General features: G+C 38.3%; 24 protein-coding genes and 1 other RNA gene. 10 read left to right on the forward strand and 15 right to left on the reverse strand.

The features are described 5' to 3' along the window. Window positions 1-321 precede the first annotated feature (321 nt). The 7 genes from PSF86_RS15915 to PSF86_RS15945 all read left to right on the forward strand — a co-directional run bounded on the left by PSF86_RS15915 (window position 322) and on the right by PSF86_RS15945 (window position 8,337). Complete coding sequence (locus tag PSF86_RS15915; RefSeq protein WP_277901082.1) at window positions 322-1,830, forward strand: arylsulfatase; 1,509 nt, start codon at window positions 322-324, stop codon at window positions 1,828-1,830. A 112-nt stretch (window positions 1,831-1,942) separates the two neighbouring features. Beyond that, window positions 1,943-2,908: an AAA family ATPase gene (locus PSF86_RS15920; protein ID WP_277901083.1), complete on the forward strand. Its 966-nt coding sequence runs from the start codon at window positions 1,943-1,945 to the stop codon at window positions 2,906-2,908. A 9-nt stretch (window positions 2,909-2,917) separates the two neighbouring features. Further along, on the forward strand, window positions 2,918-3,859 hold the full coding sequence (locus PSF86_RS15925; protein WP_277901084.1) for a DUF58 domain-containing protein: 942 nt from the start codon (window positions 2,918-2,920) through the stop codon (window positions 3,857-3,859). Then, the gene (locus tag PSF86_RS15930) at window positions 3,859-4,335 is read left to right on the forward strand and encodes a DUF4381 domain-containing protein (RefSeq protein ID WP_277901085.1); all 477 of its coding nucleotides are present in this window, start codon (window positions 3,859-3,861) and stop codon (window positions 4,333-4,335) included. The genes PSF86_RS15925 and PSF86_RS15930 overlap by 1 nt, the downstream gene beginning before the upstream one ends. Beyond that, window positions 4,325-5,332, forward strand: coding sequence for a VWA domain-containing protein (locus PSF86_RS15935; RefSeq protein WP_277901086.1), 1,008 nt, complete (start codon window positions 4,325-4,327; stop codon window positions 5,330-5,332). Before PSF86_RS15930 ends, PSF86_RS15935 begins: the two co-directional genes overlap by 11 nt. Continuing rightward, window positions 5,325-7,043, forward strand: a complete 1,719-nt coding sequence (locus PSF86_RS15940) for a VWA domain-containing protein (protein WP_277901087.1) — start codon at window positions 5,325-5,327, stop codon at window positions 7,041-7,043. Before PSF86_RS15935 ends, PSF86_RS15940 begins: the two co-directional genes overlap by 8 nt. Beyond that, complete coding sequence (locus PSF86_RS15945) at window positions 7,027-8,337, forward strand: BatD family protein (RefSeq protein WP_277901088.1); 1,311 nt, start codon at window positions 7,027-7,029, stop codon at window positions 8,335-8,337. The genes PSF86_RS15940 and PSF86_RS15945 overlap by 17 nt, the downstream gene beginning before the upstream one ends. Before the next feature lie 589 nt (window positions 8,338-8,926). On the opposite strand, the gene PSF86_RS15950 is transcribed toward PSF86_RS15945, so the two are convergent. The 10 genes from PSF86_RS15950 to PSF86_RS15995 form a co-directional block, all read right to left on the reverse strand. Then, window positions 8,927-9,772 carry a phosphatase PAP2 family protein gene (locus tag PSF86_RS15950; protein WP_277901089.1) on the reverse strand — a complete coding sequence of 282 codons (846 nt, stop codon included), beginning with the start codon at window positions 9,770-9,772 and terminating at the stop codon, window positions 8,927-8,929. Window positions 9,773-10,154: 382 nt separating this feature from the next. Next, window positions 10,155-11,171, reverse strand: a complete 1,017-nt coding sequence (locus tag PSF86_RS15955; protein WP_277901090.1) for a carbon-nitrogen hydrolase family protein — start codon at window positions 11,169-11,171, stop codon at window positions 10,155-10,157. A gap of 25 nt (window positions 11,172-11,196) precedes the next feature. Beyond that, window positions 11,197-11,571 (reverse strand): cupin domain-containing protein, encoded by a 375-nt coding sequence (locus tag PSF86_RS15960; RefSeq protein WP_277901091.1) that lies wholly within the window; start codon window positions 11,569-11,571, stop codon window positions 11,197-11,199. A gap of 126 nt (window positions 11,572-11,697) precedes the next feature. Further along, entirely contained in the window at window positions 11,698-13,068 is a 1,371-nt protein-coding gene (locus PSF86_RS15965) for an FAD-binding oxidoreductase (protein ID WP_277901092.1), read from the reverse strand. 206 nt (window positions 13,069-13,274) lie between these two features. After that, complete coding sequence (locus PSF86_RS15970) at window positions 13,275-14,378, reverse strand: nickel-binding protein (RefSeq protein ID WP_277901093.1); 1,104 nt, start codon at window positions 14,376-14,378, stop codon at window positions 13,275-13,277. 154 nt (window positions 14,379-14,532) lie between these two features. Next, window positions 14,533-15,036 (reverse strand): hypothetical protein, encoded by a 504-nt coding sequence (locus tag PSF86_RS15975; RefSeq protein ID WP_277901094.1) that lies wholly within the window; start codon window positions 15,034-15,036, stop codon window positions 14,533-14,535. A gap of 70 nt (window positions 15,037-15,106) precedes the next feature. Then, window positions 15,107-16,072, reverse strand: a complete 966-nt coding sequence (locus tag PSF86_RS15980) for an alpha/beta fold hydrolase (RefSeq protein ID WP_277901095.1) — start codon at window positions 16,070-16,072, stop codon at window positions 15,107-15,109. A gap of 213 nt (window positions 16,073-16,285) precedes the next feature. Next, window positions 16,286-17,155 carry a helix-turn-helix domain-containing protein gene (locus tag PSF86_RS15985; RefSeq protein ID WP_277901096.1) on the reverse strand — a complete coding sequence of 290 codons (870 nt, stop codon included), beginning with the start codon at window positions 17,153-17,155 and terminating at the stop codon, window positions 16,286-16,288. 367 nt (window positions 17,156-17,522) lie between these two features. Next, entirely contained in the window at window positions 17,523-18,398 is an 876-nt protein-coding gene (locus PSF86_RS15990; RefSeq protein WP_277901097.1) for an SRPBCC domain-containing protein, read from the reverse strand. Window positions 18,399-18,433: 35 nt separating this feature from the next. Then, a complete protein-coding gene (locus PSF86_RS15995) occupies window positions 18,434-18,892 on the reverse strand; it encodes an SRPBCC family protein (protein ID WP_277901098.1) in 459 nt (152 codons plus the stop codon). A 163-nt stretch (window positions 18,893-19,055) separates the two neighbouring features. On the opposite strand from PSF86_RS15995, the gene PSF86_RS16000 reads away from it, so the two are divergent. Beyond that, entirely contained in the window at window positions 19,056-20,042 is a 987-nt protein-coding gene (locus PSF86_RS16000) for a GlxA family transcriptional regulator (protein WP_277901099.1), read from the forward strand. Between the two features lie 284 nt (window positions 20,043-20,326). Here the strand turns inward: PSF86_RS16000 and ssrA are convergent. Further along, window positions 20,327-20,726: a transfer-messenger RNA gene (ssrA, locus tag PSF86_RS16005) on the reverse strand. Next, a complete protein-coding gene (locus tag PSF86_RS16010; protein WP_277901100.1) occupies window positions 20,709-20,909 on the reverse strand; it encodes a hypothetical protein in 201 nt (66 codons plus the stop codon). Before PSF86_RS16010 ends, ssrA begins: the two co-directional genes overlap by 18 nt. A 33-nt stretch (window positions 20,910-20,942) precedes the next feature. On the opposite strand from PSF86_RS16010, the gene PSF86_RS16015 reads away from it, so the two are divergent. Then, complete coding sequence (locus PSF86_RS16015; protein WP_277901101.1) at window positions 20,943-22,148, forward strand: NAD(P)-dependent oxidoreductase; 1,206 nt, start codon at window positions 20,943-20,945, stop codon at window positions 22,146-22,148. A gap of 157 nt (window positions 22,149-22,305) precedes the next feature. Then, window positions 22,306-23,319 (forward strand): 3-oxoacyl-ACP synthase III family protein, encoded by a 1,014-nt coding sequence (locus PSF86_RS16020; RefSeq protein WP_277901102.1) that lies wholly within the window; start codon window positions 22,306-22,308, stop codon window positions 23,317-23,319. Between the two features lie 123 nt (window positions 23,320-23,442). On the opposite strand, the gene PSF86_RS16025 is transcribed toward PSF86_RS16020, so the two are convergent. The 3 genes from PSF86_RS16025 to PSF86_RS16035 all read right to left on the reverse strand — a co-directional run bounded on the left by PSF86_RS16025 (window position 23,443) and on the right by PSF86_RS16035 (window position 26,468). Further along, window positions 23,443-24,066: a hypothetical protein gene (locus tag PSF86_RS16025; RefSeq protein ID WP_277901103.1), complete on the reverse strand. Its 624-nt coding sequence runs from the start codon at window positions 24,064-24,066 to the stop codon at window positions 23,443-23,445. Between the two features lie 139 nt (window positions 24,067-24,205). After that, on the reverse strand, window positions 24,206-25,018 hold the full coding sequence (gene murQ / locus PSF86_RS16030) for an N-acetylmuramic acid 6-phosphate etherase (RefSeq protein ID WP_277901104.1): 813 nt from the start codon (window positions 25,016-25,018) through the stop codon (window positions 24,206-24,208). Next, window positions 24,996-26,468 (reverse strand): sodium:solute symporter, encoded by a 1,473-nt coding sequence (locus tag PSF86_RS16035; protein WP_277901105.1) that lies wholly within the window; start codon window positions 26,466-26,468, stop codon window positions 24,996-24,998. The genes murQ and PSF86_RS16035 overlap by 23 nt, the downstream gene beginning before the upstream one ends. Between the last annotated feature and the right edge of the window lie 40 nt (window positions 26,469-26,508).

The raw sequence follows: 26,508 nt of genomic DNA on the forward strand, positions 1-26,508 counted from the left end.
TGAAGTATTGATTATATATATTAATACCTGATTATTAGGTTTTTATGATTTTAATAAATAACAGTAGATGCCGAAAAATTATAGCAGTGCAAAAAAAAATAAAAATTTATGTCCTAAAATATAATGTCAATTATATTTTTATTTATTACATTTATAAAAGATGAGTCTTCCCCACCTATGTTTATAATACCTTTATATAAAGGTATTATTGCATTACTACATTTATAGATTATAGAAAATTAAAGTTTATAGCTGGATAAAATTATAGCCATATAAGTCCCCCTTGTACCTATACATTTTTAATATAAACTAAAAATAATTATGAAAAACAAATCTATTATTTTACCAATAGCCTTTTTATTGGTTAATTTTCTAATTGCTCAAGACAAGCCCAATATTCTAGTGATTTGGGGTGACGATATTGGTTGGTCCAATGTAGGTTTTAACAACAATGGGCTTATGGGGTACAAAACCCCGAACATAGACCGTATTGCAAATGAGGGAGCTGTATTTACTGATTGGTACGGGCAACAATCCTGTACCGCAGGGCGTGCAGCATTTATTCTAGGGCAGCACCCGTTCAGGACAGGGTTGTTAACCATTGGTATGCCGGGAGACAAACACGGTATAGAGGCCTCTCAACCAACAATAGCCGACCTTTTAAAACCTCAGGGCTATGCCACAGGGCAATTTGGTAAAAATCACTTGGGCGATCAGGACGAACACTTGCCAACCAACCATGGCTTTGATGAATTTTTTGGTAACCTGTACCATTTAAATGCAGAAGAAGAGCCGGAAGGATACTACTATCCAAAAGATCCAGACTTCCGTAAAAAATTTGGTCCGCGTGGTGTAATTCATAGTACTGCCGATGGAAAAATAGAAGATACGGGGCCATTAACGAAACAACGAATGGAAACTGTAGACGAGGAATTTGAAGATGCAGCCATTAAATTTATTGAAAAGGCACATGCAGATGGTAAACCCTTCTTTGTATGGTTAAGTGCCACACGTATGCACATATGGACACATCTAAAAGAAGAAAGTCAAGGGGTTACAGGTATAGGTATTTACCCCGATGGAATGGTAGAGCATGATAAAGCTGTGGGTAGGATACTCGATAAGCTGGATGAACTTGGCATAACAGACAATACCATAGTAATGTATTCTACAGACAATGGTGCCGAGAAGGTTACATGGCCCGATGGGGGAAGCACCCCATTCCGTGGAGAAAAAGGGACTACCTGGGAAGGCGGTTTTCGTGTGCCATGTGCCATTCGCTGGCCGGGGGTTATAAAACCGGGGACCGTATACAACGATATTTTCTCTCATGAAGACATGATGCCAACACTTGTGGCTGCTGCTGGGGAGCCCAATATAAAAGAGAAGGTATTAAAAGGCTACAGTGCCAATGGCAAGACCTTTAAGCAGCACCTAGATGGTTATAACTTCCTCCCTTATTTAAAGGGTGAAGTAAAAGAGGCACCCCGGAAAGAAATTTTCTATTTTGATGCAGGAGGAAACCTAAATGCCATCCGTTATGAAATGTGGAAGGTTCATTTTACCATTATGGAGGGGGATATTTCTCAAGCATACCGTAAATCTCCAAGTTGGCCCTTAATTGTTAACCTTAGGGCAGACCCATATGAAGTGTCGCCAGATGCCAGGATGTATGTACGTTGGTATGGTGAGAATATGTGGCTGTTTGTGCCTGCGCAACGCTATGCCGCCGAGTTTTTATCAACTTTTAAAGAGTTTCCGCCACAAACGGGGTCTTCTCTGTCTATAGATAAGGTAGTTCAGCAATTAGCATCACCACCTAGGAATTAATTAGGCATAAAAAAACATATCAACAAGAAAATTACAGGGGTGGTTATCTATGGCCATCCTTGTTTTTTACCCTTTGCCCTTATGTATAATTAATTTTAAAAACATATAATATATGACCACACATGAAGCCATTGCATCTTTGCACGAACGAATGAACAAGGCCATCATTGGGCAGGATACTTTAATAGAGCGACTTATATTGGTATTACTGGCCGATGGGAACATGTTGTTGGAAGGCCTGCCGGGACTGGCAAAAACAAGGGCAATCAAGACCCTGGCCAAAGAATTGAACTGTGGATTGAGCAGGATACAGTTCACGCCCGATTTATTGCCTTCGGATATTACCGGAACAGAGATATACCAGCCCGAGCTCAAGGAAAAGTTTGTTTTTCAGCAAGGGCCCATATTTAGCAACCTTATATTGGCCGATGAAATTAACCGGGCACCGGCCAAGGTACAATCGGCATTGTTGGAAGCCATGGAAGAACGGCAGGTATCGGTAGCCGGGAAAACTTATTTAATGGATCCGCTATTTATGGTAATGGCAACACAAAACCCGGTAGAGCAGGAAGGTACTTACCCATTGCCCGAGGCACAAATGGACCGTTTCCTGATGCATGTCATGATCGATTATCCCGACGATGCCTCCGAACTTAAGATTATTAAACTTAACCGGGAGGAGCAGAAAAAAGAAAAGGAAGAAAAGCATGAACGTTTAGACCCCAAGGTTATTTTTGATGCCCGCAAGGAAATAGCCAGTGTGAATATCTCTGAGACCATGGAAAAATACATAGTAGATATTATCTCGGCAACACGTTACCCTTCAAAATACAGTGAAGAAATAGACAAATGGCTGGATTATGGCGCAAGTCCACGGGGCTCTATTGCCATAGATAGGGCCAGCAGGGTGCATGCCTGGATGCAAGGCGCCAATACGGTAACTCCCGAAAACATTCGGGCCGTGGTACACGATTGTCTGCGCCACCGCATTATCTTGAGCTACGAGGCAAATGCCGATGGGGTATCGGCCAACGAGGTAATAGATGCCATGTTGAAGCAAGTGGCAGTAACCGCATAAAAACAAACAATGGCAAAGGCAGAAGCATATCCTAAAAATGTGTTTATCTCTTTGGGCGAACTGCTCAAAAAGGAACATATGGCACATCACTTTAGTCTGTTGGCACGCAAGCACAAAGTAAACAGTGTGCTCTCGGGAAAACATGCTTCCAAGCTCCGCGGAAGGGGTTTGGACTTTGAAGAAGTTAGAAATTATGTCAAAGGAGACGATATACGCAACATCGATTGGAAAGTTACTGCCCGGACACAAAAAACACATACCCGTGTGTATACCGAAGAGAAAGAAAAACCCGTTTTGATCGTCGTAGACCAATCGTATTCCATGTTTTTTGGCTCGGTAAACAAGACAAAAGCCGTTGTTGCCGCAGAACTGGCCGCCATTACAGCATTTAGGGTCTTTAAGGAAGGCGATAGGGTAGGCGGGGTTATTTTTTCTGATGATGGATATGATGTAATTGCCCCCAAACGTAACAGGAAGAACATTGTTCACCTACTTGAAAAAATTGTACAGCGAAACCACAAGTTAAAAGATGCCAGGCCTGTAGCTATAGACGATACACTAAAGAATATAACACAACGCATACGCAATATAGTAACGCACGATTTCCTAGTTGTTATTATAAGCGATTTTGTTCGGTACGATCCAGGGATTATCCGTGCCATTGCTGCCATTTCGCGACATAACGATTTAATTGTGGCAAAAATAAACGACCCCATGGAACACTCCATCCCCAATACAAAGTTCGTGGCCGGGAACATGGAGCGTCAAATTTCCGTGGACGGAAGGAGCAAAAAAATTTCTGAAGCTTTTAAAAAGGGATTTGATAAAGATTTTTTCTTTTTTCAAGATACCATGAAGAAATACCGAATTCCTGTTTTTATGATTGATACCATTACGCCCATTGAGGACCAACTGAAAGACGTTTTTGGGAAAATAAATACAAAAAGTTGATGCCAATAGCACTAAAAATGCAAGATACGCTTGCAATAAAGCCAGCAGACTTAAAACTCGCACCACTGTACGAGCCGGAAAGGGTGCCGTTTACCTTCGAAACCATAGGATGGAAAGTCCTTGCCATCGTTTTGGTTGTTTTGGCATGCCTTATTGCTTATTATTTAATAAAACGGTATTATAAAAATGCATACAGGCGCGAGGCCATAACAAAATTAAACCAGGCAGGGTCGGTATTAGATATATTGGTAATAGTAAAGGTTGTAGCAATGCAAACTTTTGGAAGGGAAACGGTGGGCCCGCTTTACGGAAGGGAGTGGCTCGAATTTTTAGACGATGCCGTAGACGAACCCTTGTTTGCTCCTTATAAAGAAGATATAGAAGAGGTAACTTATAGAAGCAATACACTGGCCCCCGAAACACGGGAGCTAATCTTGTTGAACTCAAAAAAGTGGATACGTACTCATGCCCGATAATTTTGAAATAGCATACCCATGGGTCTTCTTTTTAGTGCCATTGCCCTTGTTGATATACTTCTTTCTTCCGGCATTGCGCATAAAAAGTGCTTCGCTATTCCTGCCGGTATTCAACAAAGCTTTGGATTATACCCGCCAAAAGCCAAGGAAGTCTGCTTTGGTAAAGCGGCGCAACTTCTTGGTCTGGTTGGGGCTATTCTTGTGCTGGGTACTGCTATTGGTAGCTATTTCTTCTCCCCAATTGGTTGGAAAACCCGAGATGAAAGTAAAAACGTCCCGGAATTTTTTAATAGCGGCCGACATTTCTTTTAGCATGGCACAAAGCGATTGGACAATAAATGGTAAAAAAGCCAGAAGATGGGACGCCGTGAAGCAGGTAATGCACGAATTTATAAAAAAGAGGAAAGGAGACAGGATGGGGCTCATTTTTTTTGCTTCCAACGCCTATATACAAGCGCCTTTTACACCCGATTTACAAGTGGTGGACCAAATGCTGGAAGAAGCCGATGTTGGTATGGCCGGACAATTAACCTACATTGGGAAAGCCATTACCAAAGGGGTAGAAATGTTTGAACGGGATACCATTAAAACAAAAGTAATGTTGCTTTTAACAGACGGTGTAGATGCAGGATCGGATATTTTACCTTTAGATGCCGCCGATTTGGCAAAAAGGGATACGGTAAGGATATATACCATAGGAATTGGCGACCCCGGGAAAGCAGGCGTAGACTTGGACGAACGCACACTACAGGAAATTGCAAGAGTAACCAACGGACAATACTTTAGGGCAAAAGATAAAGCCCGCCTTGAAGAAATTTATACCGAACTGGATACATTGGAGCCCATAGAATATGTGGAGGAGCAAAACAAACCCATTACCTTATTGTATTATTATCCGTTGGGGGCAGCCATCGGGGTTTTATTGGTAATGATGGTAATCTTGACCATAGTAAACTTTATAAAACTGTTCAACCAAAGAAAAGAATTGTATGTATAAAGACCTGCTCCCTATAAACTGGAGTGATTTTCACTTTCTGAGGCCACAATTTTTATGGTTGATGGTGCCTGTAATAGTACTTATCATTATCAGTTTATTATCAATGCGTCAAGAATTAAAATGGAAAAAGATTATTGCCCCTCACCTTCGTGCTTATGTAATATCAAAAGGGAGCAATGCCATAAAAATATGGATGCATATAGTACTATTAATAGCTTTTTTGTTTGGGATTATGGGATTGTCTGGGCCTACATGGAAAAAAATAGAATTACCGGGGCAAAAACTGGAGACCCCAATGGTTGTTTTGCTGGATTTATCGCAAAGTATGATGTCCGAAGATATTCAGCCCAATCGTTTGGAGCGTGCCAAGTTTAAAATTAAAGATTTAATAAAATACAATCCCCGTGCACGCATGGCCTTGATAGGTTTTGCGGGAACGGCACATACTATTGTTCCGCTAACAAAAGATTATAAAATAATCAACAGTCATATAGAGGGGTTAAAGCCATCGGTAATGCCTTATCCGGGCTCCGATCTCCAAGCGGCATTGAAACTGGGCGATTCCCTTACACAAGTAACCAAGGCCCCGGGTACCATTGTAGTGTTTTCTGACGATTTTGGAGAAAAAGAACGTGCCATTTTAAATACGTTTGTTCAAAACTCTAAAAATAAGGTGGTTATTCTCGCCATGAACACACCAAGTGGGGCCAATGTAAAAGATATACGGGGCCGTGAGGTAAAAAATAGTAAAGGAGAAGTGGTTCGTTCTTACCTAGACAACAATGTAATGGCAAGCATGAATGCCATAGAGGGAATTACGGTGCAACCGCTTACCTTAGACGATAGCGATGTTGAAGTAATAGCCAAAACCATAAAGGAAAATCTGGTTTTTATAGAGAAAAAACAGGAAAAAGAGAACGATTGGCGCGATTTGGGCTTGCTGGCGGTAATTCCAATGGCCTTTTTTATGTTATTGTGGTTTAGAAGGGGCTGGGTACTTTATACGCTCGTATTTTTGTTTTTGACATCATGTTCCGGTGAAGGGACTTCATTTAAAGATGTATGGTTTACGCCAGATTATCAAGGGCAACGGTTGAGCGATAAAAACAATTTTGAAGATGCTGCCAAAACATATACAGATCCCATGCGAAAAGGAGTGGCCTATTTTAAAGCTGGAGATTATGAAAAGGCCGTTGATGAATTTTCTATGGATACTACGGCAATGGGAGCCTATAATTTAGGGCTTGCATATTTTAAGAACGGCGATTATGAAGCGGCTGCTTTTGCTTTTAACCAAGCGGTCGAAAAAGATCCTTCTCTGGAGAATGCCAAGGAAAATCAACAGCAGTTAATGCGATTGTTGCCACAAACAGATGGAATGACACCAGATAATGCCCAAGAAGCCGCACCAGATAAAAGGGCGAAAAATAAACAAAACAATAGCATGGAAGATTTAAGCGGCGGGGGACAGGAGGCCACAAAAAAAGATATGGAGAAACAGCGTCTGGAAGAAGATGTTGCCTCTAATATCCATAAAGGAAAAGAGCTCAATGAGGTGCCCGATAATATCGAGGCCAGTATTCAAAAACAAAACAATAACCTCCTTATGCGAAAAGTAGACGATGACCCTTCTATTTTCCTGCAAAAGAAGTTTAGGTACCAGGTAAAGAAATACAATATAAAACCAACGGGAAATGAAACGGCTTGGTAAGGTAAATTACATATTGTTTTTGTCGTTCCTTTTCTTGGGAACCCAATGCTTACAGGCGCAAAGCGTATGGAGCAGTGTACAGGTCAATAAAAAAAGTGTTTATGTGGGCGAGCCTGTACAAGTAAGTATTACGGTATATACTTCTACTTGGTTTACTAAAGGATTGGATTTAGGCAACATAACAGTTAATGGGGCTTTTACGGTTTATTTTAGGCCCGTAAGCAGGTCTTTTATGCAAAATGGCAAAAATTATTCGGGTGTGGAGCTTATTTATCATGTATTCCCTTTCAGCGATGATGACATTCAATTCCCTTCGTTGGACATTGAAGTTGAAACACCGCCCCCGGGAGGATATAAAGGTGTAAAAAGAGTAGTTAAAAGTAAAGCGGTGACCATTAATGTAAAACCGATTCCAGCCAACTTTAAACATTCTGAATGGTTGGTAGCCACGAGCTTAAATGTGTCCGAAAGATGGTCTGGAAGCACCAAGAATGTAAAAGTAGGCGATGTTTTGGAGCGTACCATTACCCGAAATGCCGGTTGGACAGTTGCAGAGCTTATTCCGCCTACCGAATGGGACAGTTTGCCTCATGTAAGCATTTATCCCGGAAGGAGCGAGATACATAGTAATAAGTCTAAAACGGCCATAAGCGCACAACGTACAGAAACAGTGCGGTATCTTTTTGAAGAAGAAGGAGATGTAACAATTCCGGACAAAGTATATACCTGGTACAATTCGTATCATAAAAAACTGTACAAACGTACTTTGAAAGGGATGACGGTGCATGTAGGTCCCAACCCCGATTTAGGCATGTTAGAGAGCGTTCGGGACTCGTTAATGTTTCAGCAACAAGAAATAGTAGCAAACGAAAATAAAAATGAGACAAAAACACTGACAATTTTGGGCCTGTCGCCCAAGCAATTTGTTATTGCCACATTGGGGGCTTTATTGCTGTTACTTTTGCTTTTTCGATTTTTCAAATGGCTGCTTAAATACATAAAAGCAAGAAGAAAGGCATATTTACATTCAGAATTGTATTATTTCAATCGTTTAAAAAAAGCAATCCGTTCAAAAGACGAACTGCAAATTAAAAATGCCATGTACAGATGGATTGATGAACTCGATTTAAAAGAGCCCAATATCAATTATCTCATTATTGCCTGTGGCAGTGAATCATCAATAGACAAAACAGCTCTGGCAACGACCTTAACCCTAAAAAATGTTAAGGAATTGCGCAAGAACTACCTGCTTAGAGAAGAACACCAGAAAAAAATATTTTGGATAAATCCTTGAAATACAGACATAGCGATATACCCACAATGCTTATTGCGGTAAACTTATTGAAACCGGCATAAAAAACTTCCGAAGTTTTAATAAACGCATTAAAAGTGCAGGTGTCTTTTAATTATCAGACCTGTGTTTAACTTGAATAAGGCTAACTTTTTTAATTAGGGCCAATACAGCGGTACTAACTAACAAACCAATGGTTAAACCAAAAACTAACATAATAAAAATAATCATAACTCAACTTTTACATTAAAAAATCAAACAAAACATTATTCTAAGTTGATTATTAAATAATACTCAAGATACACTTCCCCATATCCAATGTAGAATATGTATACAGAACATATTTAATTATTATAAGTATAGATTATTATATGAAGTTGGTAATACTGTGCTCTTTACATTCGGAATCCCTAAGTAACAACTAGCTGATGCCAGTTTTTCCGAATTTGAAAAGTGTAGTTGGTATACACTATGTACAGTGTGAAGGTGCAAATGTCTGAAATACAGTTGTATTATGAAAAATATTTAACATATTTGGAAGCTGCTCCGTTAGCAATCCAAAACTGATGGACTACTTTTTTAATTGCCGGACTTAAAAAACTATTGTAACTCCTAATCTACCAGGGGGAAAAGATAGGTTCCAAGAATATTGTTTGTTCTTTTGATTGTATTTTTCATCATAACGGCTGTCCAAATATTTGTCAATGGCTTCAACGGTAGCAATACTAATGGCAACGCCCACCACAACATCGGTTAACCAATGGGCTCCTTCCCATAGCCTTGAAACCCCGGGAACAAGGCCTATGGTATACAGCCCTCCTTTTATCCACGGACTTTTAAATTGTTTGGCTATAGCATATGCATTGGTAAAGGCCAAAATGGCATGCCCTGAAGGAAACGAATGGTAATCTTTATCGGTAGTAAAAGGATAGAAAGTATTTTTATCGTCCCCGCTTCTGGGACGGGCCCTTCCAAAAATGTACTTGCTGGTTTGTTGTAATAGCCCCGCAGCCGAGGCGGAGGCAATTAGAAGGACTCCGGTACGCCTTAGCTTTTCGTTTTTTAAGGTCAGCCCTGTTAAATATACTGCTCCGGTAAGCATATAATTATTTTGCGGGCTCCCATAATACCAACCATAATCCTTAACGGGTTGAGGGATATCATTGCTTTGATCCCTAAAATATTTACTTGTTTGATCGTCAAAAATGTAAAGAACAGAAGTTCCTGCAACCACACCGCCAAATTCTAGCCATTGTTTTTGTTCCCAATGAAAAGGCCTACTGTACGAATATAGAATGCCCTTAAAGATACTTCCCGTATCATATTTTAGCATTTGCCATCTGGTAGCATTATCTGGAAGCTGATAATTTTGTTGAGCATTTACATTTGTACATATGCCCAAATTGGCAAAAATATATAAGATGAGTATCCGTTTCATCTGTTTAAAAAGTTTGCAGTCATTTTATAAAACTGGAAGGAGTTCCAAAAAAATATAAAATTACTTATATTATTTAGGACGATATGTCGGAAGAAGTGGAAATATTTTACAACCTTAAGTGAATTTATTAAAATGAGTTCAATAAATTATTTGGAAGAGAATATTAAAAAATTGATTTTCTATATGAAGCAAGCATAAAAAATGTAGAATTGATTAAGAGTAGTAGAGAAAATACTGTAAAAAGACATTTAAATTAAAAGCGTATGATATTTTTTAAAAAATTATAATTTTCATCCATATCAGAAATATCTAATAAATCATCAATAAAAACCACCAGATACTTCTTAATTATAAAATATGGCATTTACCATAGTTTATGGCTTTATTTTTCATCTTCTTTGACCGAAAATTTAAATACATCGGGACGGGAATAATTACCCGCAACGTCGAACATACGTTTGCCTTCGATTATATTCTTGATAAGAATATCACAGTAAATAATAGTTTCTTTATTTTCAACGGGACCTTTCCAAATATGACCGCCGGGGCCAATAATGCAACTATTTCCTTTTTTGGACCAATCCTTGGGCATATTCTTTTTAAATTCGTATGCATCGGGAATCCAATCTCTGTTTCCCGGGGAACATACATTTATAACATACATTCCGCCTTCAGAAGCATTACTTCTTACTGTAGCCAACCAAGAGTCGGTGTCGTCTGCTGTAGGCGAGGCCATTATTTGTGTGCCAAGATTATACAAGGCCATCCTGGCCAAAGGCATTTTATTTTCATAACAGATCAAGCCAGAAAGTTTACCTACTGAGGTATTATATGTTTGGAGTGTGTTGGCATCACCTCTTGCCCAAACCATTTTTTCTGCTCCGGTGGGTACCAATTTGCGATGTTTACCGAGCAGTACACCCTTATCACTAATAAATAATATGGTATTGTATATGGTTGCATTGCTGGATTCTGTGTTGAGTTCGTCTATTCCAATAACTACATTTATATTGGCCTGCCTTGCGGCTTCGCATAGCTTATTGGTAGTAGGGCTGGGGATAGCTACAGCATTGTTGACGAGTTTTACATACATTTCGCTGTTCTGTTCCCAATCGCTTGGCATGGTATGCCACACCCATTCTGGATATCCGGGAATGAAAGCTTCGGGAAAAACTACTAGTTTTGCCCCATTTTTACCTGCTTCTATAATGGCTTTACAGGCTTTTTCTAGCGATTTTTCCCGATCCATATAAACAGGTGTCAATTGTGCTGCTGCAACTTTAAATTTAGTACTGTTCTTTTTACTTTCTGATTGGCTATGGACGGTATTTAACATAATGAAGCAACCGAAAAAAAATAATACAAGTATTGCAACTGAATAATTTGTTTTATGTTTCATGATTTTTGAATTTTAATTATGTTTTTCAACCCAATTCAGCCATTTTCTTTCCAACATGGGTCATTACTTCACTAAATTCTTTAGAAGGACTGAACTCTATTAACATGATATCTTCTTGTACAATGGCTGTATGGCCATTTGGAAGAAAGTAAACATCTCCCTCGGTAAGGATTTCTTCGCTTCCATTATCGTATTTTACAAGCAAAGAGCCGCTTAATACGTATCCCCAATGGGGGCAATGACAACTGTTGTTGTCAAGTCCGTTTAATAGGGGTGAAAAATCTGTTCCTTTAGGTAATTCGTTAAAGGATACTGTCATTTTCCCAAAGTTGTTCTGAGTCCGCATGACGGTTCCCGGACCTTCCATTGCTATTGGAATATTATTCTTATTGATTTTCATATCTATTATTTTAATGGGATTTTTTATTTAATTTGGTTTGTTGGATATGCGTAAGTGTGTGGGCTTTCAGTATTCTATAATAAAATTATTAATAAAGCATTTTGGTTCTCTTGAAGCCTCATCGTTTTATTCTTTAGGCTTGATATTTTGATTTACATGAAAAAAATTATCAGGATCGTATGTAGCCTTCACTTTTTGTAGTCGGTCATAGTTATCACCATAAGTAGCTTTTACCCGGTTTTCACCTTCTTCCATCATGAAATTTACATAAGCCCCATTTTGATGAAAAGGATGAAGCGCTTCCCAATAAGCTCGTGCCCAATCAGTAATTTTTTCTTTATTGGCCGGGTCGGGATCTACGCCAAAAATTACCATAGACCAGTTGGCATCCCGCATATTCCAGGCTGTTTCATTCTTTCCAACCCGGTGCACGGCACCATCGATAGGATATAAGTGCATGCACGATTGAGAAGTTGGAACCTGTGAAAAATTAAGATGTTCATGGATAGCTTTATCCGATAATTCATGGACGAAATCACCTTTCCAATATTGCTGATGTCCCTTTGGATATAATCCATCAAACATACTCTGTAAAGTAGTATATGGTATGGGGCCAGTAAACTCGAATAGCGGTTCGGCTATGTTCCTGGCTTCTTGGATAATAGGGTTAAATGCTTGCTCTGTTCCAATAAAGCTCCACATCAATCCACAAACTTTTTCTCCCCGGATAGCTTCTGGAAATGGATCGGCCGAAGGTACTTCGGCTATGAGGTAAAAAGTACCTATCTCCTCTGGGGCATTGGGCAACCATTCCCGGTACCATTTTAAGGTGGGTTCCAATTTGTCGATTGTCCAAAACATAGGTCCGGCAATAACAGAATCTACGGGGTGTAATTTATACGTAAAAGAAGTTACTACTCCAAAATTCCCGCCACCGCCGCGAAGGGCCCAAAATAAATCGGGGTGCTGTTCTTTGCTGGCTTTAACTATATGGCCATTGGCTAGAACTACCTCCGCTTCCAACAGATTATCTATGGTAAGTCCATATTTGCGGGTTAAATATCCATGTCCGCCCCCCAAAGTTAGGCCCCCCACTCCCGTAGTAGAAATGATTCCGCTTACGGTAGCCAATCCATATTTTTGTGTAGCTGCATCTACTTCACCCCATGTGCAGCCAGATTGTACTTTAGCGGTTTGTGCTTTGGCATTCACCTTTATTTCTTTCATGCATGAAAGGTCAATAACAAGGCCATTATTACACAGAGCAAGCCCGGGTCCGTTATGACCGCCACTACGGATAGAAATCTCAAGACTGTTTTCCTTGGCATAATTAATTGCCTGTATAACGTCATTGTTATTTCGACATTTTATAATAATACTTGGCCTTTTATCTATCATGGCATTGTGGATTTTTCGGGCTTCATCATAATTATCATCTATAGGCAGTATTACGTTTCCTTCTATTTTGTGTTTTAGTTCTTTGATAGTTGGTTCCATTGACTTGCGTTTATTGGTTTTTTAATTTTATAATACAGTTGATTATTGCCATGTAATAAATGGCAGACCAATCTATGTAAAAGGATGAGGGAAGTAATATATTTTACATCAACAAAACTAAGGGTTATAAGAAAGGGGGGCTACTCGATTTTTCTCAAAATCGGCTACAGGTGTCTCATTTACAGTATAATAATGGTATTTTAATGCTAGTTAAGGACCTGTGAAGGGGAAACACCATAAGTTTCCTTAAAACATTTTGCAAAATAAGAAGGGTTGTTATAACCAACTTCCAGTGCAATTTGAGAAATATTTAATTCTTGTTCTTTAAGGAGTAAAAGGGCTTTGTGCATTTTAAGATTGCGGATAAACCCGTTTGGAGTATCTTTTATTATGGATTGTACTTTGCGATAGAGTTGTGGCCTGCTTATACCAATATCCCGCCCAAGGCTACTTATGGAAAAGCAGTCGTTAGAAAGTTTTTCTTCAGCTGCATTAAAAAGATTGTTTAGGAATTTTTCTTCTGATGCCTCTAAAATTCTAAGGAACACTGGGCAGTTATTCAATATATTATTATTGCATAGCCGTTTTACAGTATTCGAGACAAGAATTTCTTGCTTACCGGCTATTAAACTCAACCTTTCTGCTAATTTAATTGCCTGTTCAAAAAAGCCTTGATTTTCGTTAAGGGGCTGACTGCACCCAATTCCCATTTTATAGGTAATGTTCCATTCGGAATTTTCATGTTCATGTCTCCGCTTACTCAACTCTCTATGGATTTGATGTGCACAGTTAAGGACATTCTCTGGACTCTTAAAGGCCGCCATGATGCTATCGTCTACAAAGGGCCTGATTTGTTTTCCTTGATATTTGGTTATTATTTCGGCAACAAATTTTTTCGGCTTATCGGGATGCCGTAATTTTTTATAATCCCGGTTAGAAGTAATCTTGGTATTGCCATAAATATTGATGCCCAGTACCAATCGATAACCTCTATCAGCAGTTCCATCTTTGTTAAGCACAACTCCACCATCCAGTTTTGAGTTATGTTCCATAAAAGATTGATAAAAACCAACCGCTACTTCTTCAATTTTACAGGCAATATTTCCGTGAGCTTCTCTATGGGTTGCGGCACATGCTTCTTTATTGGGGCCTTCCATAAGACAAAAAACAGTGCCTGCATCTTCATTTACCCAAAATTGATGGTATTTTACCCCAAACCTATCCTGAACGGCCTTATCTGCAATATGGGCCATTTTAACATCTTCAATTGTTACGTCCGGAATAATATGGAAGTCCATATAAAGTGGCATGACTTTACATTTTACTAAAATTTATGCTATTAAAGTTAACAAAAACTTTGGAGTTCTTTTAAAATCTAATATAAATGGTCTTTTTTATCGGGGAATAACCCCAATGAATGTAGTTTAGGTTTTATATTTTCTACTTTTTAGTATCGTTTCAATATTAATTATTGAGATTGGCTGCAGATGCATATCTAATTTCCACATAGATTTTCTCCCCTCCATTATTTTTAAAAACATGCTCTTGGCAGTACCCCATTGTTTCTTTGCCTATAGATCCCATACTTACCTGTTCTGTCATTCCTCCTTGTAGAGTTCTTCTTATTTCCAGGTCGCCTCCTTTTGGGTACGGTTGCCTTATCTGCCAAGTATACACCACAAATCCAGGCCCTGCACAGGAAGGTTCTGGATAGGTAGCTATATATTCATACAATTCATTGGCCTTAATGGTTTTTGACTTACCTGGTTTTAAATAAAATTGCATTAATTTTTCGCCCCATATGGTATATATTTGGTTAATCTCAATTTTGGGGGCATGCGGACCTATGTCCATATTAGAGTTTTGACTGTCTTTTGATAATGTTTTATCAATAATAACCGCTCCCAATGATCCGATTAAACCGATTACTGCAACAATAATAGCGATGCGATTTTTGTTGTTTTCCATAATTTTAATGTATTTCTTTTCAGTAGATTACTGAGGCTATATTGTGTAAGAGGTGAATGTTTGTTTTTTTCTACTTTTCATGTTCTCCTATAAATTGCAAAACAGCTCTATTAAAGGCTTCCGGGTTTTGATATTCCAGTCCATGGGTTGTATTTGGTAATATTACTCGGTTCTTGTTTTCTATACAAGCCTCCAATTTGTCCATAATGTAGCCAACCCATCCCGGAGATTCTCCCCCTCCTACGAGCAATACAGGCACACGAATGTTTTTAATATCGCTACAATGAAGTGGGACCGGATCGGCCTTGCGGCTTTGTGCAAGTAATGAGGCTTTTCGTTCAGCAATATTATCCATAATAATCTTTTGGTCAAAAACAGGGAGATTGTCAAAAAAATGTGCGTCACCAGTAGCCATTTCTAGAAAAAGTTTAGTCCCCTTTTTATCTTCATTTTGGCTGTATGCCTTTATTGCTCGTTGGTAATCCGTTTGAAATATATTCATTATTGAATCGCGCTTAGGGTCTCCAATAAGTAATTCAAAAGCTGGTGGTTCGCCTAAAGTTAAAGTTTTGATTAGTTCAGGATGCTGAATTGTAGTCTGCAATGCAATCCATGCGCCAGAAGAATGGCCTACCAAATGTACGGGCACCGTACTTAGGGATTGAATAAAAGAGGCAAGGTCATCTATATTTACCTTGCTAAAGTCAGAAATTGAATCGATTGGTATATTATTGGGGTGATAATATCTCCGACTATAAGAAATGGCTCTATATTTGTGGGAAAAGTCTCCCATTTGATTATGAAAGGTCCGATAATCACCAAAAGCCCCATGGACAAAAACTACGGGATTTCCTTTACCTTTTTCTACATAATGAAGATTAACCCCATTAACTTTTATTATTCTTGGTTTTAACTCTCTTTCAACGGGTTGTTTATCCATTTCTTTACTAGCCATGCTTTTTGTTTTAGAAGATTGGTGACATGCCATTAATAATAAGAACACCCCTAAAAGAGTTACTTTTACAAGTAATTTCATAATTTATATTGTTTAAAGATTGGTTACAATATGCTACGGCTTATATAAGGGAACCTATATTAATACCTGGATTTTCAATGTAATAAGAGCTTACTATAGTTGTTTAATTATTGGTGCAAAATCTTTTTCCTCTTCATTACATAGGTAAAATAAAACTATAACTATCATAAAATTAGGTGATTGCTGATGTTTGTGTGCTGTAAAAAATGGACATTATTCAAAAATCACCTTATTTTCGAGGTAAGTTCGTGTGAGTGGGTTTAACTTATTCCTTAATATAGAAGGAGGAAGTTCAATCCTGCTCTTAAAGTCATGGGCAAGATGGGCAACATCGTAATACCCTGCCCGAAAGGCTACCTCTGCAAGACTCATTTTGGGGTTACTTCCAATAAGCCCTATAGCGTTCTGTACTTTCCATATACTTGAATAAGCTTTAGGGGTGAGGCCTATTTTGACGAGGAATTGTCTTTGTAGAGTACGCTGACTGATACAAAATTTTTCTGCCAATTGTTTGATACTTACCTTTCCTTTGTTTTCTATAACATAGTTAACAGCAAGATATATCGGATCGTTTAAAAAAGAGGCTTTATCGGGAAGAACCTTCCATAAGAAACGGGTAAGGCATTCGTTATTAATAGAACCGATATCTTCATTCCTTTCCAACCTCTTTAGTAAATGTCCGCTTACATCAAGCACATTACTTACCATGACCTGTTTATCAGAGAGTTCGTCCATGGGGGTTTTTAAAAGATGATAACCTATTACCGGGTGTAACTTAAAAGCATAACCCTTTCCTTTATTATTCATTGAGAAAAATAAAGAACCTTTTGATAACAGGCCGGTTATGTAAAGTCGGTTGCTATAAAATGCATCTTTGGTATAGTTTAAAAATCTACAGTTTAACGTATCACCAATAAATAAATTACAAACTAAAAAACCGATTCGTGGGAATATATTTAAAAACGCTTCTTTTAGATTAAATTCAATCAAGGTATAATGCAAGTTATAATCTTTAATACCTTTTGTCCCAATGCTGATGTCAAATGGCAGTGCAGGAGTAGTATTTTTGGTATTCTTGTTCACTTGTCTAGTTGGTTGATTTAAATTTTAAATAGCTGATTATTAGGTAATTTAATTATATAAAAGTAAAAAATATAGATAAACTATTGAAGTTATAAGATATAATCTTTAAAAGAGTAAATCTTTTTTATGGCAATGGGATGGGTAAATTTTAAGAGCGCAACTGGTAAGCGGGAATTGGCAACAGTATACTATGAATGATTACCGTATAACCGAGTCTAACCTTTTAAGCGGTTAATCTGGAACTTCAAAAGCAAGTACTTAAAACTTTATACGGTTATACATAATGGTTTCGCCTTGCTATTGTACCTGACCTTTTATTTGCTGTTTTTTCACTCTTATTTAGGTCGGAATTATCCTTGATTTTGAATCACCACTGATTTGGTTGCCCCTTGCCTTCAACGATTAAGTTATGCAAACTGATATTGATATAGTTTTGCCAAGCATTCTGGCAGGTTTTGTAGCAATCAAAAGGGGGGACAAGTCCTTGATGTGTAAAACGAAGTTGGGTTTGTCCACCTTGTTCCGATATTTCAAAAAGCAATGTGGTGCCTTTCCATTCTTGCTTTTCGGTGTTTGCGAAATTTTGATCTACTACCAGCCATACAACCCGTTCAAACGGCAGCATTTCAATAATCCTAAAATGGAATTGAAGTTTTCCATCAACAAAAAACTTGAATTCTCCATTGAGCTTCCCTGTGCTGCCCTGAATATCTTCAAGCCACCAATCACGTACATTATTGACCGCTTCGTATACTTCTTCAGCAGTTTTATTTACGGTAAAAGAAGTAGTAAAAGAGGCATAGTTGCCGGAGATAGGGTCGCCCTTACCGGTTTCTATAAAACCTTTTAAACTATTGTTTACAAAAAAATCCCAGGCCTTTGAGCATACATTATAGCATTCAAAATGAGGCGTAAGCCCATCATGTGTAAAATCGATATGTGTTGTACCCTCTGTTTCTGTGATTTTAAATATTATCGTAGTATTTTCCCATTCATGCAGATTATCTGCAAACATATTATTATAACTTGATACGATTTCCCAAACGATTTTTTGTTTCGAGAGTTCGGCAATCTTGAACGTTACGTTAAGATATCTGTCACGATGGGTAAACGTTGCGTTAAGATCATCTGTTTTGCCTATTAGATTCTTTGACCACCATCCGCGTACATTATTGATACTCATAAAGACTTCGTTTAGACTTTTATCTACCGCTATATTAGTTTTGAAGCTATTTTTTTCCATGAGGTGAATTAATTTATAAATACTGATAATAATGTTTAATTCCAGTTATCGATTTTGATGTCATGGGGAGAGGGCCTGCCCCTTCCTGTTTCCATAAGTTCTTTGAGGCTAAGTAGGAATATGGCCCATTTCATACTGCAATGTGCTGTAAACTCTATTGCTTCACTCCAGTTTTTATGTTCAAAGAGGATAATGGTTAGCCCTTCTTCCTCATGTAAGTTGAAGACTACATCGGTGCCGAGCCACTCTTCAGGGCCTGCTGTAAAGTGCCAGTGAACTTTTTTATTGGGTACAAGTGCTTTGACAAGCATTTGCATACTGCCAACCTCATTTCCTTCTTGTGAATGAAATCGCAGGGCTATTGTCTTACCTATTTCAGATGTGCCGGAAGTGTTTTGGGTCCACCATTTACCAATACCTTGGACTGACGATAATACTTTATAAACTTCTGATATAGAAGCTTTAATTCCTACACGATGAATAATGTTTACCATTTCTGTTTTTTTATGAGTTAAAAATTTATTTACTTTTTTTATAATCTTCGTTAATAACGATTATCCAAATGTAGTGTCTAAAAATAAGATTAATAGGTTGTAATATAGACTTTATGACGGGTTGATTTAGACATTTAATGTTTTTATCTTTGTAAAAAAAGATATGAAACAATTAACCATATTAGTGCCAGAAGGTCAAAACAACCTGAGCAGTATTGTTGGCCCCTATAAAATATTTAATAAGGCTAACGATTACTGGAGAGAAAAAGGCGGGAAGCGGATATTTGATATAAACTTGGCAGGCATTTCTCCAGAAGTGGACTTTTATGACGGGTTATTTTGTGTTAGACCGCAAACCGATATATCGGTTATAAAAAAGACCGATTTGATTGTCATTCCATCGCTTAACCATAATTATGAAAAAGCTCTAAATGGTAATCGGTTACTTATAGAATGGATTAAAACACAGTACAAAAGCGGGGCGGAAATAGCGAGTATCTGTACAGGAGCATTTCTGCTGGCCGCAGCAGGCTTGTTGAATAACAGGACTTGTTCCACACATTGGGCAGCTTCAGAAAATTTCAGGAAAAGATTCCCCAACGTAAACCTGCAAACGGACAAGCTAATTACAGATGAAAATGGAATCTATACCAATGGTGGAGCCTATTCTTTTCTGAACTTAATGGTTTACCTTGTAGAAAAATACTACGACCGCCAGACGGCAGTATATTGTTCTAAAGTTTTCCAGATTGAAATGGATCGTCAAAGCCAATCTTCATTTATTATCTTTAAGGGGCAGAAAATGCACGGTGATGAAATGGTAAAAGAAGCTCAGGCATATATCGAAAGTGCATCCCATCAAAAAATTTCCATTATGGAATTATCTTCTAAATTTCCAGTTAGTAGACGACAGTTCGACCGACGGTTCATTAAAGCCACCGGAAACACCCCAATGGAATATATACAACGAGTAAAAGTAGAGGTTGCCAAAAAATCGCTGGAAACCACCCGAAAAACGATCAACGAGGTAATGTACGAAGTAGGGTATTCAGATGAAAAGGCTTTTCGAGAGGTCTTCCGAAAAATTACAGGGTTAAGCCCATGGGAATACAAAGAACGTTACAATAAAGAATTGATAAGCCAAAATTAATATTGGCTATGCCTAAAGATTTAATTTGATAAGGAAAATCAGCCCTGCTTTAATTGACATGGAAACCATTCAGGTTGAAGGAAAGAAAATGATGTAAGCTCCCTTGCAACATTAAAAATTTAAATTACAGAAAATAACCATATTATGTTTTTTTAGATGTTTGTAATTTTTAATCTGCCGAACACTATTTTTACATAGTAAAATTGAATGGAAATTGCTTCCCTCTATTAGGTTATCAGTATAGGATTTAAGAAAAAAAAGGGCTTTCTCAAGAAAACCCTTTATCGTGGAGTCGGGGAGATTCGAACTCCCGTCCAAACAAGCAACCAAAATGCTTTCTACATGCTTAGTTTCCGTTTAATTGTCGACAAATAGCTGACCGAAAACCGCCCACTATTTGCTTAGCTCCTTAAAATTTAAAACCGTGCCGGAGCTACACCGTTTCTATGTTGACTTTTATGGTGCCTCAAAACGGGTCGCCATCAACAAGGGCTACCCAGAGACATCTCGCCTTCCCGCCTTGCGGGAACGTGGCCGAAATCTTACTATAACTTCAGATTAGGCAGCAAGAGCGTAGTTATTCTCGCCATTTAAAAAGTGTGAAATATGAGATTTAAGAGCTGTATCCCAGCGCTCTGCATGCTTACACCTCAATTAGACTCGCTGTCAAAACCAGTCGACCCCAATATATTTATAAAGAACGTTTTTTGGGCATTTCCTGCTCCCTCCCTGCGGTCGGGCCAGGGTCGGGCTATCCGCTATATCCTCGACAAACAAAGTTTCGTCGGGGGATGCCGCTGCTATCCCTAATGCGGGGTGCAAATGTAATACAAATTCTTCTAAACTTGCACATTTACAACCAAGCATGTATTTTTAGAACAAAATTTATACCAGAGTGATATGAAGTTCGGAATTATCAAAGAGCGGAAAAATCCGCCCGATAGAAGAGTGGTGTTGACACCCCAGGCCTGTCAAACTGTCAAGAAAAAATATCCATCCGCAGCAATTATTGTAGAACCGTCCAATATCAGGATATTTAAAGATGAAGACTATGCATCGGCCGGGTTCGAACTTTCAGAAAACATGCAACAATGCGATGTTTTATTGGGAGTAAAAGAAGTGCCTATCGAAGCTCTTATTCCAAATAAAAAATATTTTTTCTTTTCGCACACCATAAAAAAGCAACCTTATAACAAAAAATTGTTACAAGCTGTTTTGGCCAAAAATATAGAACTGTACGACCATGAAGTAATTACCAACACAAACGGGCAACGTTTGGTAGCCTTTGGCCGTTACGCAGGCATAGTGGGTGCATACAACGGCATACGTGCATACGGACTTAAATTTGAGCTTTTCGAGCTCCCCAAAGCAGAACACTTACCTAATATGCAGGCACTTATCGATGCTTTGCAGCGCATCCATTTACCCGCTATTAAAATTTTGCTCACCGGGAAAGGCCGTGTTGGCAGTGGCGCCAAAGAAATCCTGGATGCCATGAAATTAAAAGAAGTCTCTGTAGAAGACTATTTAACAAACAATTTTAATAAGCCGGTCTATTGCCAAATAGATGTGCTTGATTATAACAAAAGAAAAGACGGAAAGGATGCTGATGTAACCGATTTTTATCAAAATCCATCAGCATACGAATCCAATTTTATGCGCTTTGCCAAGGTAACCAACTTTTATATTGCAGGGCATTTTTATGGCGATGGGGCTCCTTATTTATACACCCGTGAGGATGTAAAATCAGAAAAGTTCAACATACAAGTGGTAGCAGATGTCAGCTGCGATATAGATGGGCCGGTAGCCACCACCATTCGCCCTTCAACCATAGCCAGCCCTATTTATGGCTACAATCCAGAAAGCGAAGAAGAAACCAATTTTAAAAATAAAGGGGCCATTGCGGTAATGGCGGTCGATAACCTGCCATGCGAGCTTCCCGCAAATGCCAGCGAAGGCTTTGGCGAAAGTTTTGTTAAATATGTAATCCCATCCTTTTTTAATAATGACAAGGATGGCATTTTAGAACGGGCCAAAATGACTTCAAATGGGCAGTTAACCAAACGCTATGCCTATTTGCAAGATTATGTGGATGAAAAAGAATAATAAAATAACCTAATACATTCAAAGTAAATTCATTACCTTTTGTCTACCGTCTTTTTATACATTTGTTGATATTGTGTAACTTGCGGCGCTAATTTTTAATGAAATCGTATTATAAAAGACGATTGTTTTATTTTTTATAAAAGGAAGGATAAAAAAGATGTACAATTCAAAGATAACAGGATTAGGGTATTATGTTCCCGAAAATGTGGTAACCAACGACGATCTATCTAAGTTGATGGACACGAATGATGCCTGGATACAGGAGCGGACTGGTATTAAAGAGCGCCGCCATGTAGTAAAGGGAGATGGCGATACCACCACCACAATGGGCGTAAAGGCCGCAAAAATTGCCATAGAACGTTCTGGTTTGGACAAAGATGAAATCGATTTTGTGGTTTTTGCCACCTTGAGTCCCGATTATTATTTTCCGGGCCCGGGAGTATTGGTACAACGCGATTTAGGTTTGAAAACCGTTGGAGCACTGGATGTTCGTAACCAATGTTCGGGTTTTGTGTATGCCATTTCGGTGGCCGATCAGTTTATTAAAACCGGGATGTACAAAAATGTGCTGGTAATAGGTTCAGAGTTGCATTCTACCGGATTGGATATGACTACGCGCGGGCGTGGGGTTTCGGTTATTTTTGGCGATGGAGCCGGAGCTGCCGTATTGAGTAGGGAAGAAGATACAACAAAGGGCATACTTTCCACACATTTACATTCTGAAGGAGAGCACGCCGAAGAGTTGGCATTAATAGCCCCGGGAATGGGAAAACGCTGGGTAACCGATATTTTATCCGAAGACAATCCAGAAGAAGACACTTCTTATTTTCCGCACATGAACGGTCAATTTGTATTTAAAAATGCCGTGGTTCGCTTTAGCGAGGTAATTAACGAAGGCTTGCAGGCAAATGGCTTAACGGCTTCAGATATCGATTTGTTGGTGCCGCATCAGGCAAATTTGAGAATTTCGCAGTTTATTCAGCAGAAATTTAAATTGAATGATGATCAGGTATTCAACAACATTATGAAATACGGAAATACCACGGCAGCATCCATACCTATTGCTTTAACCGAAGCTTGGGAGCAAGGTAAGGTTAAAAAAGACGATACAGTGGTGCTGGCCGCCTTTGGTAGTGGATTTACTTGGGCAAGTGCCATTATAAAATGGTAATTTAACGTTATTTATTAGCCGTTAATAAGCTGGCATAAAATATTCAGTAATATAAGGGCATTAAGAGGGATTTTAATAAATTTCACTCAATGTTCTTTTTTGCTTCATATTATTGGTGAAATCTTAATCAAAAATAAGTGAATAACCAAAACGATACTTTGTGTACAAATCAATACCGAGAAGTATTATTAGGATGAAAATTGCTACGATCAAAAAAGTTTTTTTAAATTCTTTAGTGTCAAACTCAAAAGTTTCGGGGTGAATAAAAAAATCTGAATAAACAGATTCCGAAATGGTTAAATGGGGGCAAAATAATGTTATTCCTTGTATAAAATGCCCTCTCAATTCTCGCCAATTTCCTATAGCTCCCGTATACATAACATCGGTATTGGAAAAAGTAATATGTTTCTCATTTCCTTGATAAAATATCATTAATCGGGTAGATGAATAGGGTGTAACACCAACTGTTTTGATAAAAACATCATCGGAGAAAGGAGACGGCGATTTGTTCAATTCTGAAAACAAAATGCTTTCCCTTTTACCATTAAGTTTTAGGTAATGCACCCCTTCTTTATTGATAGTTACTTTTTTTATTGATTCCCCTTTTACTGATTTGATGTATTTAACCAATTTATAAGTGCCAAAAAGGAGAAGCAAATAGTATATAAGAAAAAAATAGATAATGGATGAGACTTCCAAATTAATTTCACTTGCAAATAATATGGGCAACCCATAAAACGTCGCCATAAAAAAACAAATTATTAATATGAGCAAAATTTTGCACGCCCATGTCAATGAATGATTAATAACGGTTGATTTTTCAGGAAAATTATCTTTAGTGTAGCGCATCCCTTGAGTATTATTCCCGAGTAAAAATAGAAAACAATTACCCTTTAAAAAAGGTAATTGCTTTTTTAACACTTTGGTGTTCCATTAACAGCTTTTGGGCTTCTTCTTTTTCTATATGCAGTTCATCCATCAACATTTTTACACCTCGTTTCACCAATTTTTTATTGGAAAGCTGCATATTAATCATTTTATTCCCCTTTACTTTCCCCATTTTTATCATTAAGGAAGTAGAAATCATATTCAAGATTAATTTTTGGGCAGTTCCGGCTTTCATGCGAGTGCTTCCAGTAACAAATTCAGGCCCCACCACGACTTCAATAGGATAGGCTACATTGGTAGCTAGCGGACTGTTTTTGTTGCAGGTAATGCACCCGGTAACAATATTGTTCTCTTTTGCTTTTTTTACACCGCCAATAACATAAGGAGTAGTCCCCGATGCTGCAATGCCAATAACGGCATCTTTATCAGAAATTAAATGTTCCTGCATGTCCAGCCATGCTTTCTCGGTATTGTCTTCTTCATTTTCAACGGCATTTCGCAAGGCAGTATCTCCACCGGCTATAAGTGCAATAACCAATTCTTTAGAGACCCCATACGTAGGTGGAAGTTCTGATGCATCGAGAACTCCTAATCGTCCACTTGTACCAGCTCCAAGATAAAATAACCGTCCGCCGTCTTTCATTTTTTCATATACAGCATCAACGAGTTTTTCTATTTTGGGAAGTGCTTTTTCAATAGCATTCGGCACCGTTTTGTCTTCGGTATTTATATTGTAGAGCAGTTCTTGCGTGCTCATTTTTTCTAGATTATTATAATGCGAAGCATTTTCAGTGGTTAGTTGTTGGCTCATGATTTTTTTTGATTATGATTAAGAAGGATATGGCAATAAGGGCATTTATAAAAATGTTCATAAAACCGAGGTCGAAACGGAAGTACTGTATCAGGGCTCCATTTAAAATATACGTTAAAACAGGGGCAAGAATGCAAATAACGGGCACGAGTTTATCGGTAATGTTTATTTTGGTGAAAATCCCTAAAATGAAGAGCCCAAGTAATGGGCCATACGTATACCCAGCTACTTTAAATATATTGGTAATAATATCTCCCGTGCTATTTGCAAAAGCCATGATAATTGCAAAAACGATAATGTTAAACCCGAACAGCGTTATATTTTTTGCCTTCTTTTTTTTTGATGGTGTTTTCTTTTCCATGTTTAAAAAGTCGTGGGTAAATGAAGTTGTTAAAGCAGTTAAGGCAGAATCTACACTGGAAAATGCCGCAGCGGTAATTCCTAAAATGAATGTAATGGCTGCTGCAATACCAAAATAATTAAGCGACAATTTAGGGAAAAGATCATCGGTGTTGATAAAAGTACCGTTTTCATTTACAGGAAGGGAAACACCCTGTTTTTCTGCATAAATATATAGGAGCACCCCTAGCCCTAAAAACAGAAATTGAGTGATGGCTAAAATGAAACTGAAAACCAACGCATTTTTTTGTGCTTCGCCTTTCGATTTGCATGTGAGGGTTTTTTGCATGATATTTTGATCGAGCCCCATCATGGCAATGGCTATTAAAACACCAGAAATAATCTGTTTGAAGAAGTTATTTCCCGATTTTGGGTCCCAATCAAAGACCTGAAAGTATTTGTGGGACGTAACTGCGTCAATGGTTTCAGAAAATGAAAAGTTAAGGGCGTTTTTAATGGCAAAAATAGAAACGACGGCCGCAACAATTAAAAAGGTGGTCTGCAAAGTATCTGTCCAAACAATGGTTTTTATTCCCGATTTGTTTGTATAGACCCAAATTAGTGCTAAAATAATAACAACCGTTACAGGAAATGGAACACCCAAGGGGGCAAACATGGCATAATCGAGTACTTTTACAGCCAATAAAAGGCGTAAAGACGCACCAAAGGATTGTGATATGATGAAAAACAGCGAACCGGTTTTGTAGGAATAAAACCCAAAACGATTGGATAAATAGGTGTAAATGGAGATCAATTTGAATTTGTAGTAAATGGGAATAAGTACAAAAACGATAAAACTATAACCAATAACGTTCCCGATTACAAACTGAAAATAGTACAAATAGTTGTTGGAAACCATCCCGGGAATAGAAACAAATGTAACTCCCGACATGGCGGCGCCAATCATTCCGTAGGCTACCAACGGCCATGGGGATTGCCTGTCGCCGGTATAATAAGCATCGGCTCCCGACTTTTTGGAAACGAGGTATGAAATGCCTACTAAAATGATAAAATATCCAAGAAAAACGGCTAAAAAGAGCGTAGTATTCATATGAGGTTATTTATACTGTAAAATTGGTTTGATCTGTATA

Source organism: Galbibacter pacificus, assembly GCF_029603165.1.
Taxonomy (GTDB): Bacteria; Bacteroidota; Bacteroidia; order Flavobacteriales; family Flavobacteriaceae; genus Galbibacter; species Galbibacter pacificus.

What these genes read in the sequence shown, in the direction of transcription:
- PSF86_RS15960 (WP_277901091.1), bottom strand. Translation starts at nt 11,571, where the DNA reads ATGAAAATCAATAAGAATAATATTCCAATAGCAATGGAAGGTCCGGGA.
- PSF86_RS15940 (WP_277901087.1), top strand. Translation starts at nt 5,325, where the DNA reads ATGTATAAAGACCTGCTCCCTATAAACTGGAGTGATTTTCACTTTCTG.
- PSF86_RS16000 (WP_277901099.1), top strand. Translation starts at nt 19,056, where the DNA reads ATGAAACAATTAACCATATTAGTGCCAGAAGGTCAAAACAACCTGAGC.
- PSF86_RS15935 (WP_277901086.1), top strand. Translation starts at nt 4,325, where the DNA reads ATGCCCGATAATTTTGAAATAGCATACCCATGGGTCTTCTTTTTAGTG.
- PSF86_RS15955 (WP_277901090.1), bottom strand. Translation starts at nt 11,171, where the DNA reads ATGAAACATAAAACAAATTATTCAGTTGCAATACTTGTATTATTTTTT.
- PSF86_RS15995 (WP_277901098.1), bottom strand. Translation starts at nt 18,892, where the DNA reads ATGGTAAACATTATTCATCGTGTAGGAATTAAAGCTTCTATATCAGAA.
- PSF86_RS15945 (WP_277901088.1), top strand. Translation starts at nt 7,027, where the DNA reads ATGAAACGGCTTGGTAAGGTAAATTACATATTGTTTTTGTCGTTCCTT.
- PSF86_RS16025 (WP_277901103.1), bottom strand. Translation starts at nt 24,066, where the DNA reads ATGGCGACGTTTTATGGGTTGCCCATATTATTTGCAAGTGAAATTAAT.
- PSF86_RS15925 (WP_277901084.1), top strand. Translation starts at nt 2,918, where the DNA reads ATGGCAAAGGCAGAAGCATATCCTAAAAATGTGTTTATCTCTTTGGGC.
- PSF86_RS15950 (WP_277901089.1), bottom strand. Translation starts at nt 9,772, where the DNA reads ATGAAACGGATACTCATCTTATATATTTTTGCCAATTTGGGCATATGT.
- PSF86_RS15970 (WP_277901093.1), bottom strand. Translation starts at nt 14,378, where the DNA reads ATGCCACTTTATATGGACTTCCATATTATTCCGGACGTAACAATTGAA.
- PSF86_RS15920 (WP_277901083.1), top strand. Translation starts at nt 1,943, where the DNA reads ATGACCACACATGAAGCCATTGCATCTTTGCACGAACGAATGAACAAG.
- PSF86_RS15930 (WP_277901085.1), top strand. Translation starts at nt 3,859, where the DNA reads ATGCCAATAGCACTAAAAATGCAAGATACGCTTGCAATAAAGCCAGCA.
- PSF86_RS15990 (WP_277901097.1), bottom strand. Translation starts at nt 18,398, where the DNA reads ATGGAAAAAAATAGCTTCAAAACTAATATAGCGGTAGATAAAAGTCTA.
- PSF86_RS16020 (WP_277901102.1), top strand. Translation starts at nt 22,306, where the DNA reads ATGTACAATTCAAAGATAACAGGATTAGGGTATTATGTTCCCGAAAAT.
- PSF86_RS15915 (WP_277901082.1), top strand. Translation starts at nt 322, where the DNA reads ATGAAAAACAAATCTATTATTTTACCAATAGCCTTTTTATTGGTTAAT.
- PSF86_RS16035 (WP_277901105.1), bottom strand. Translation starts at nt 26,468, where the DNA reads ATGAATACTACGCTCTTTTTAGCCGTTTTTCTTGGATATTTTATCATT.
- PSF86_RS15980 (WP_277901095.1), bottom strand. Translation starts at nt 16,072, where the DNA reads ATGAAATTACTTGTAAAAGTAACTCTTTTAGGGGTGTTCTTATTATTA.
- murQ (WP_277901104.1), bottom strand. Translation starts at nt 25,018, where the DNA reads ATGAGCCAACAACTAACCACTGAAAATGCTTCGCATTATAATAATCTA.
- PSF86_RS16015 (WP_277901101.1), top strand. Translation starts at nt 20,943, where the DNA reads ATGAAGTTCGGAATTATCAAAGAGCGGAAAAATCCGCCCGATAGAAGA.
- PSF86_RS15965 (WP_277901092.1), bottom strand. Translation starts at nt 13,068, where the DNA reads ATGGAACCAACTATCAAAGAACTAAAACACAAAATAGAAGGAAACGTA.
- PSF86_RS15975 (WP_277901094.1), bottom strand. Translation starts at nt 15,036, where the DNA reads ATGGAAAACAACAAAAATCGCATCGCTATTATTGTTGCAGTAATCGGT.
- PSF86_RS16010 (WP_277901100.1), bottom strand. Translation starts at nt 20,909, where the DNA reads ATGCTTGGTTGTAAATGTGCAAGTTTAGAAGAATTTGTATTACATTTG.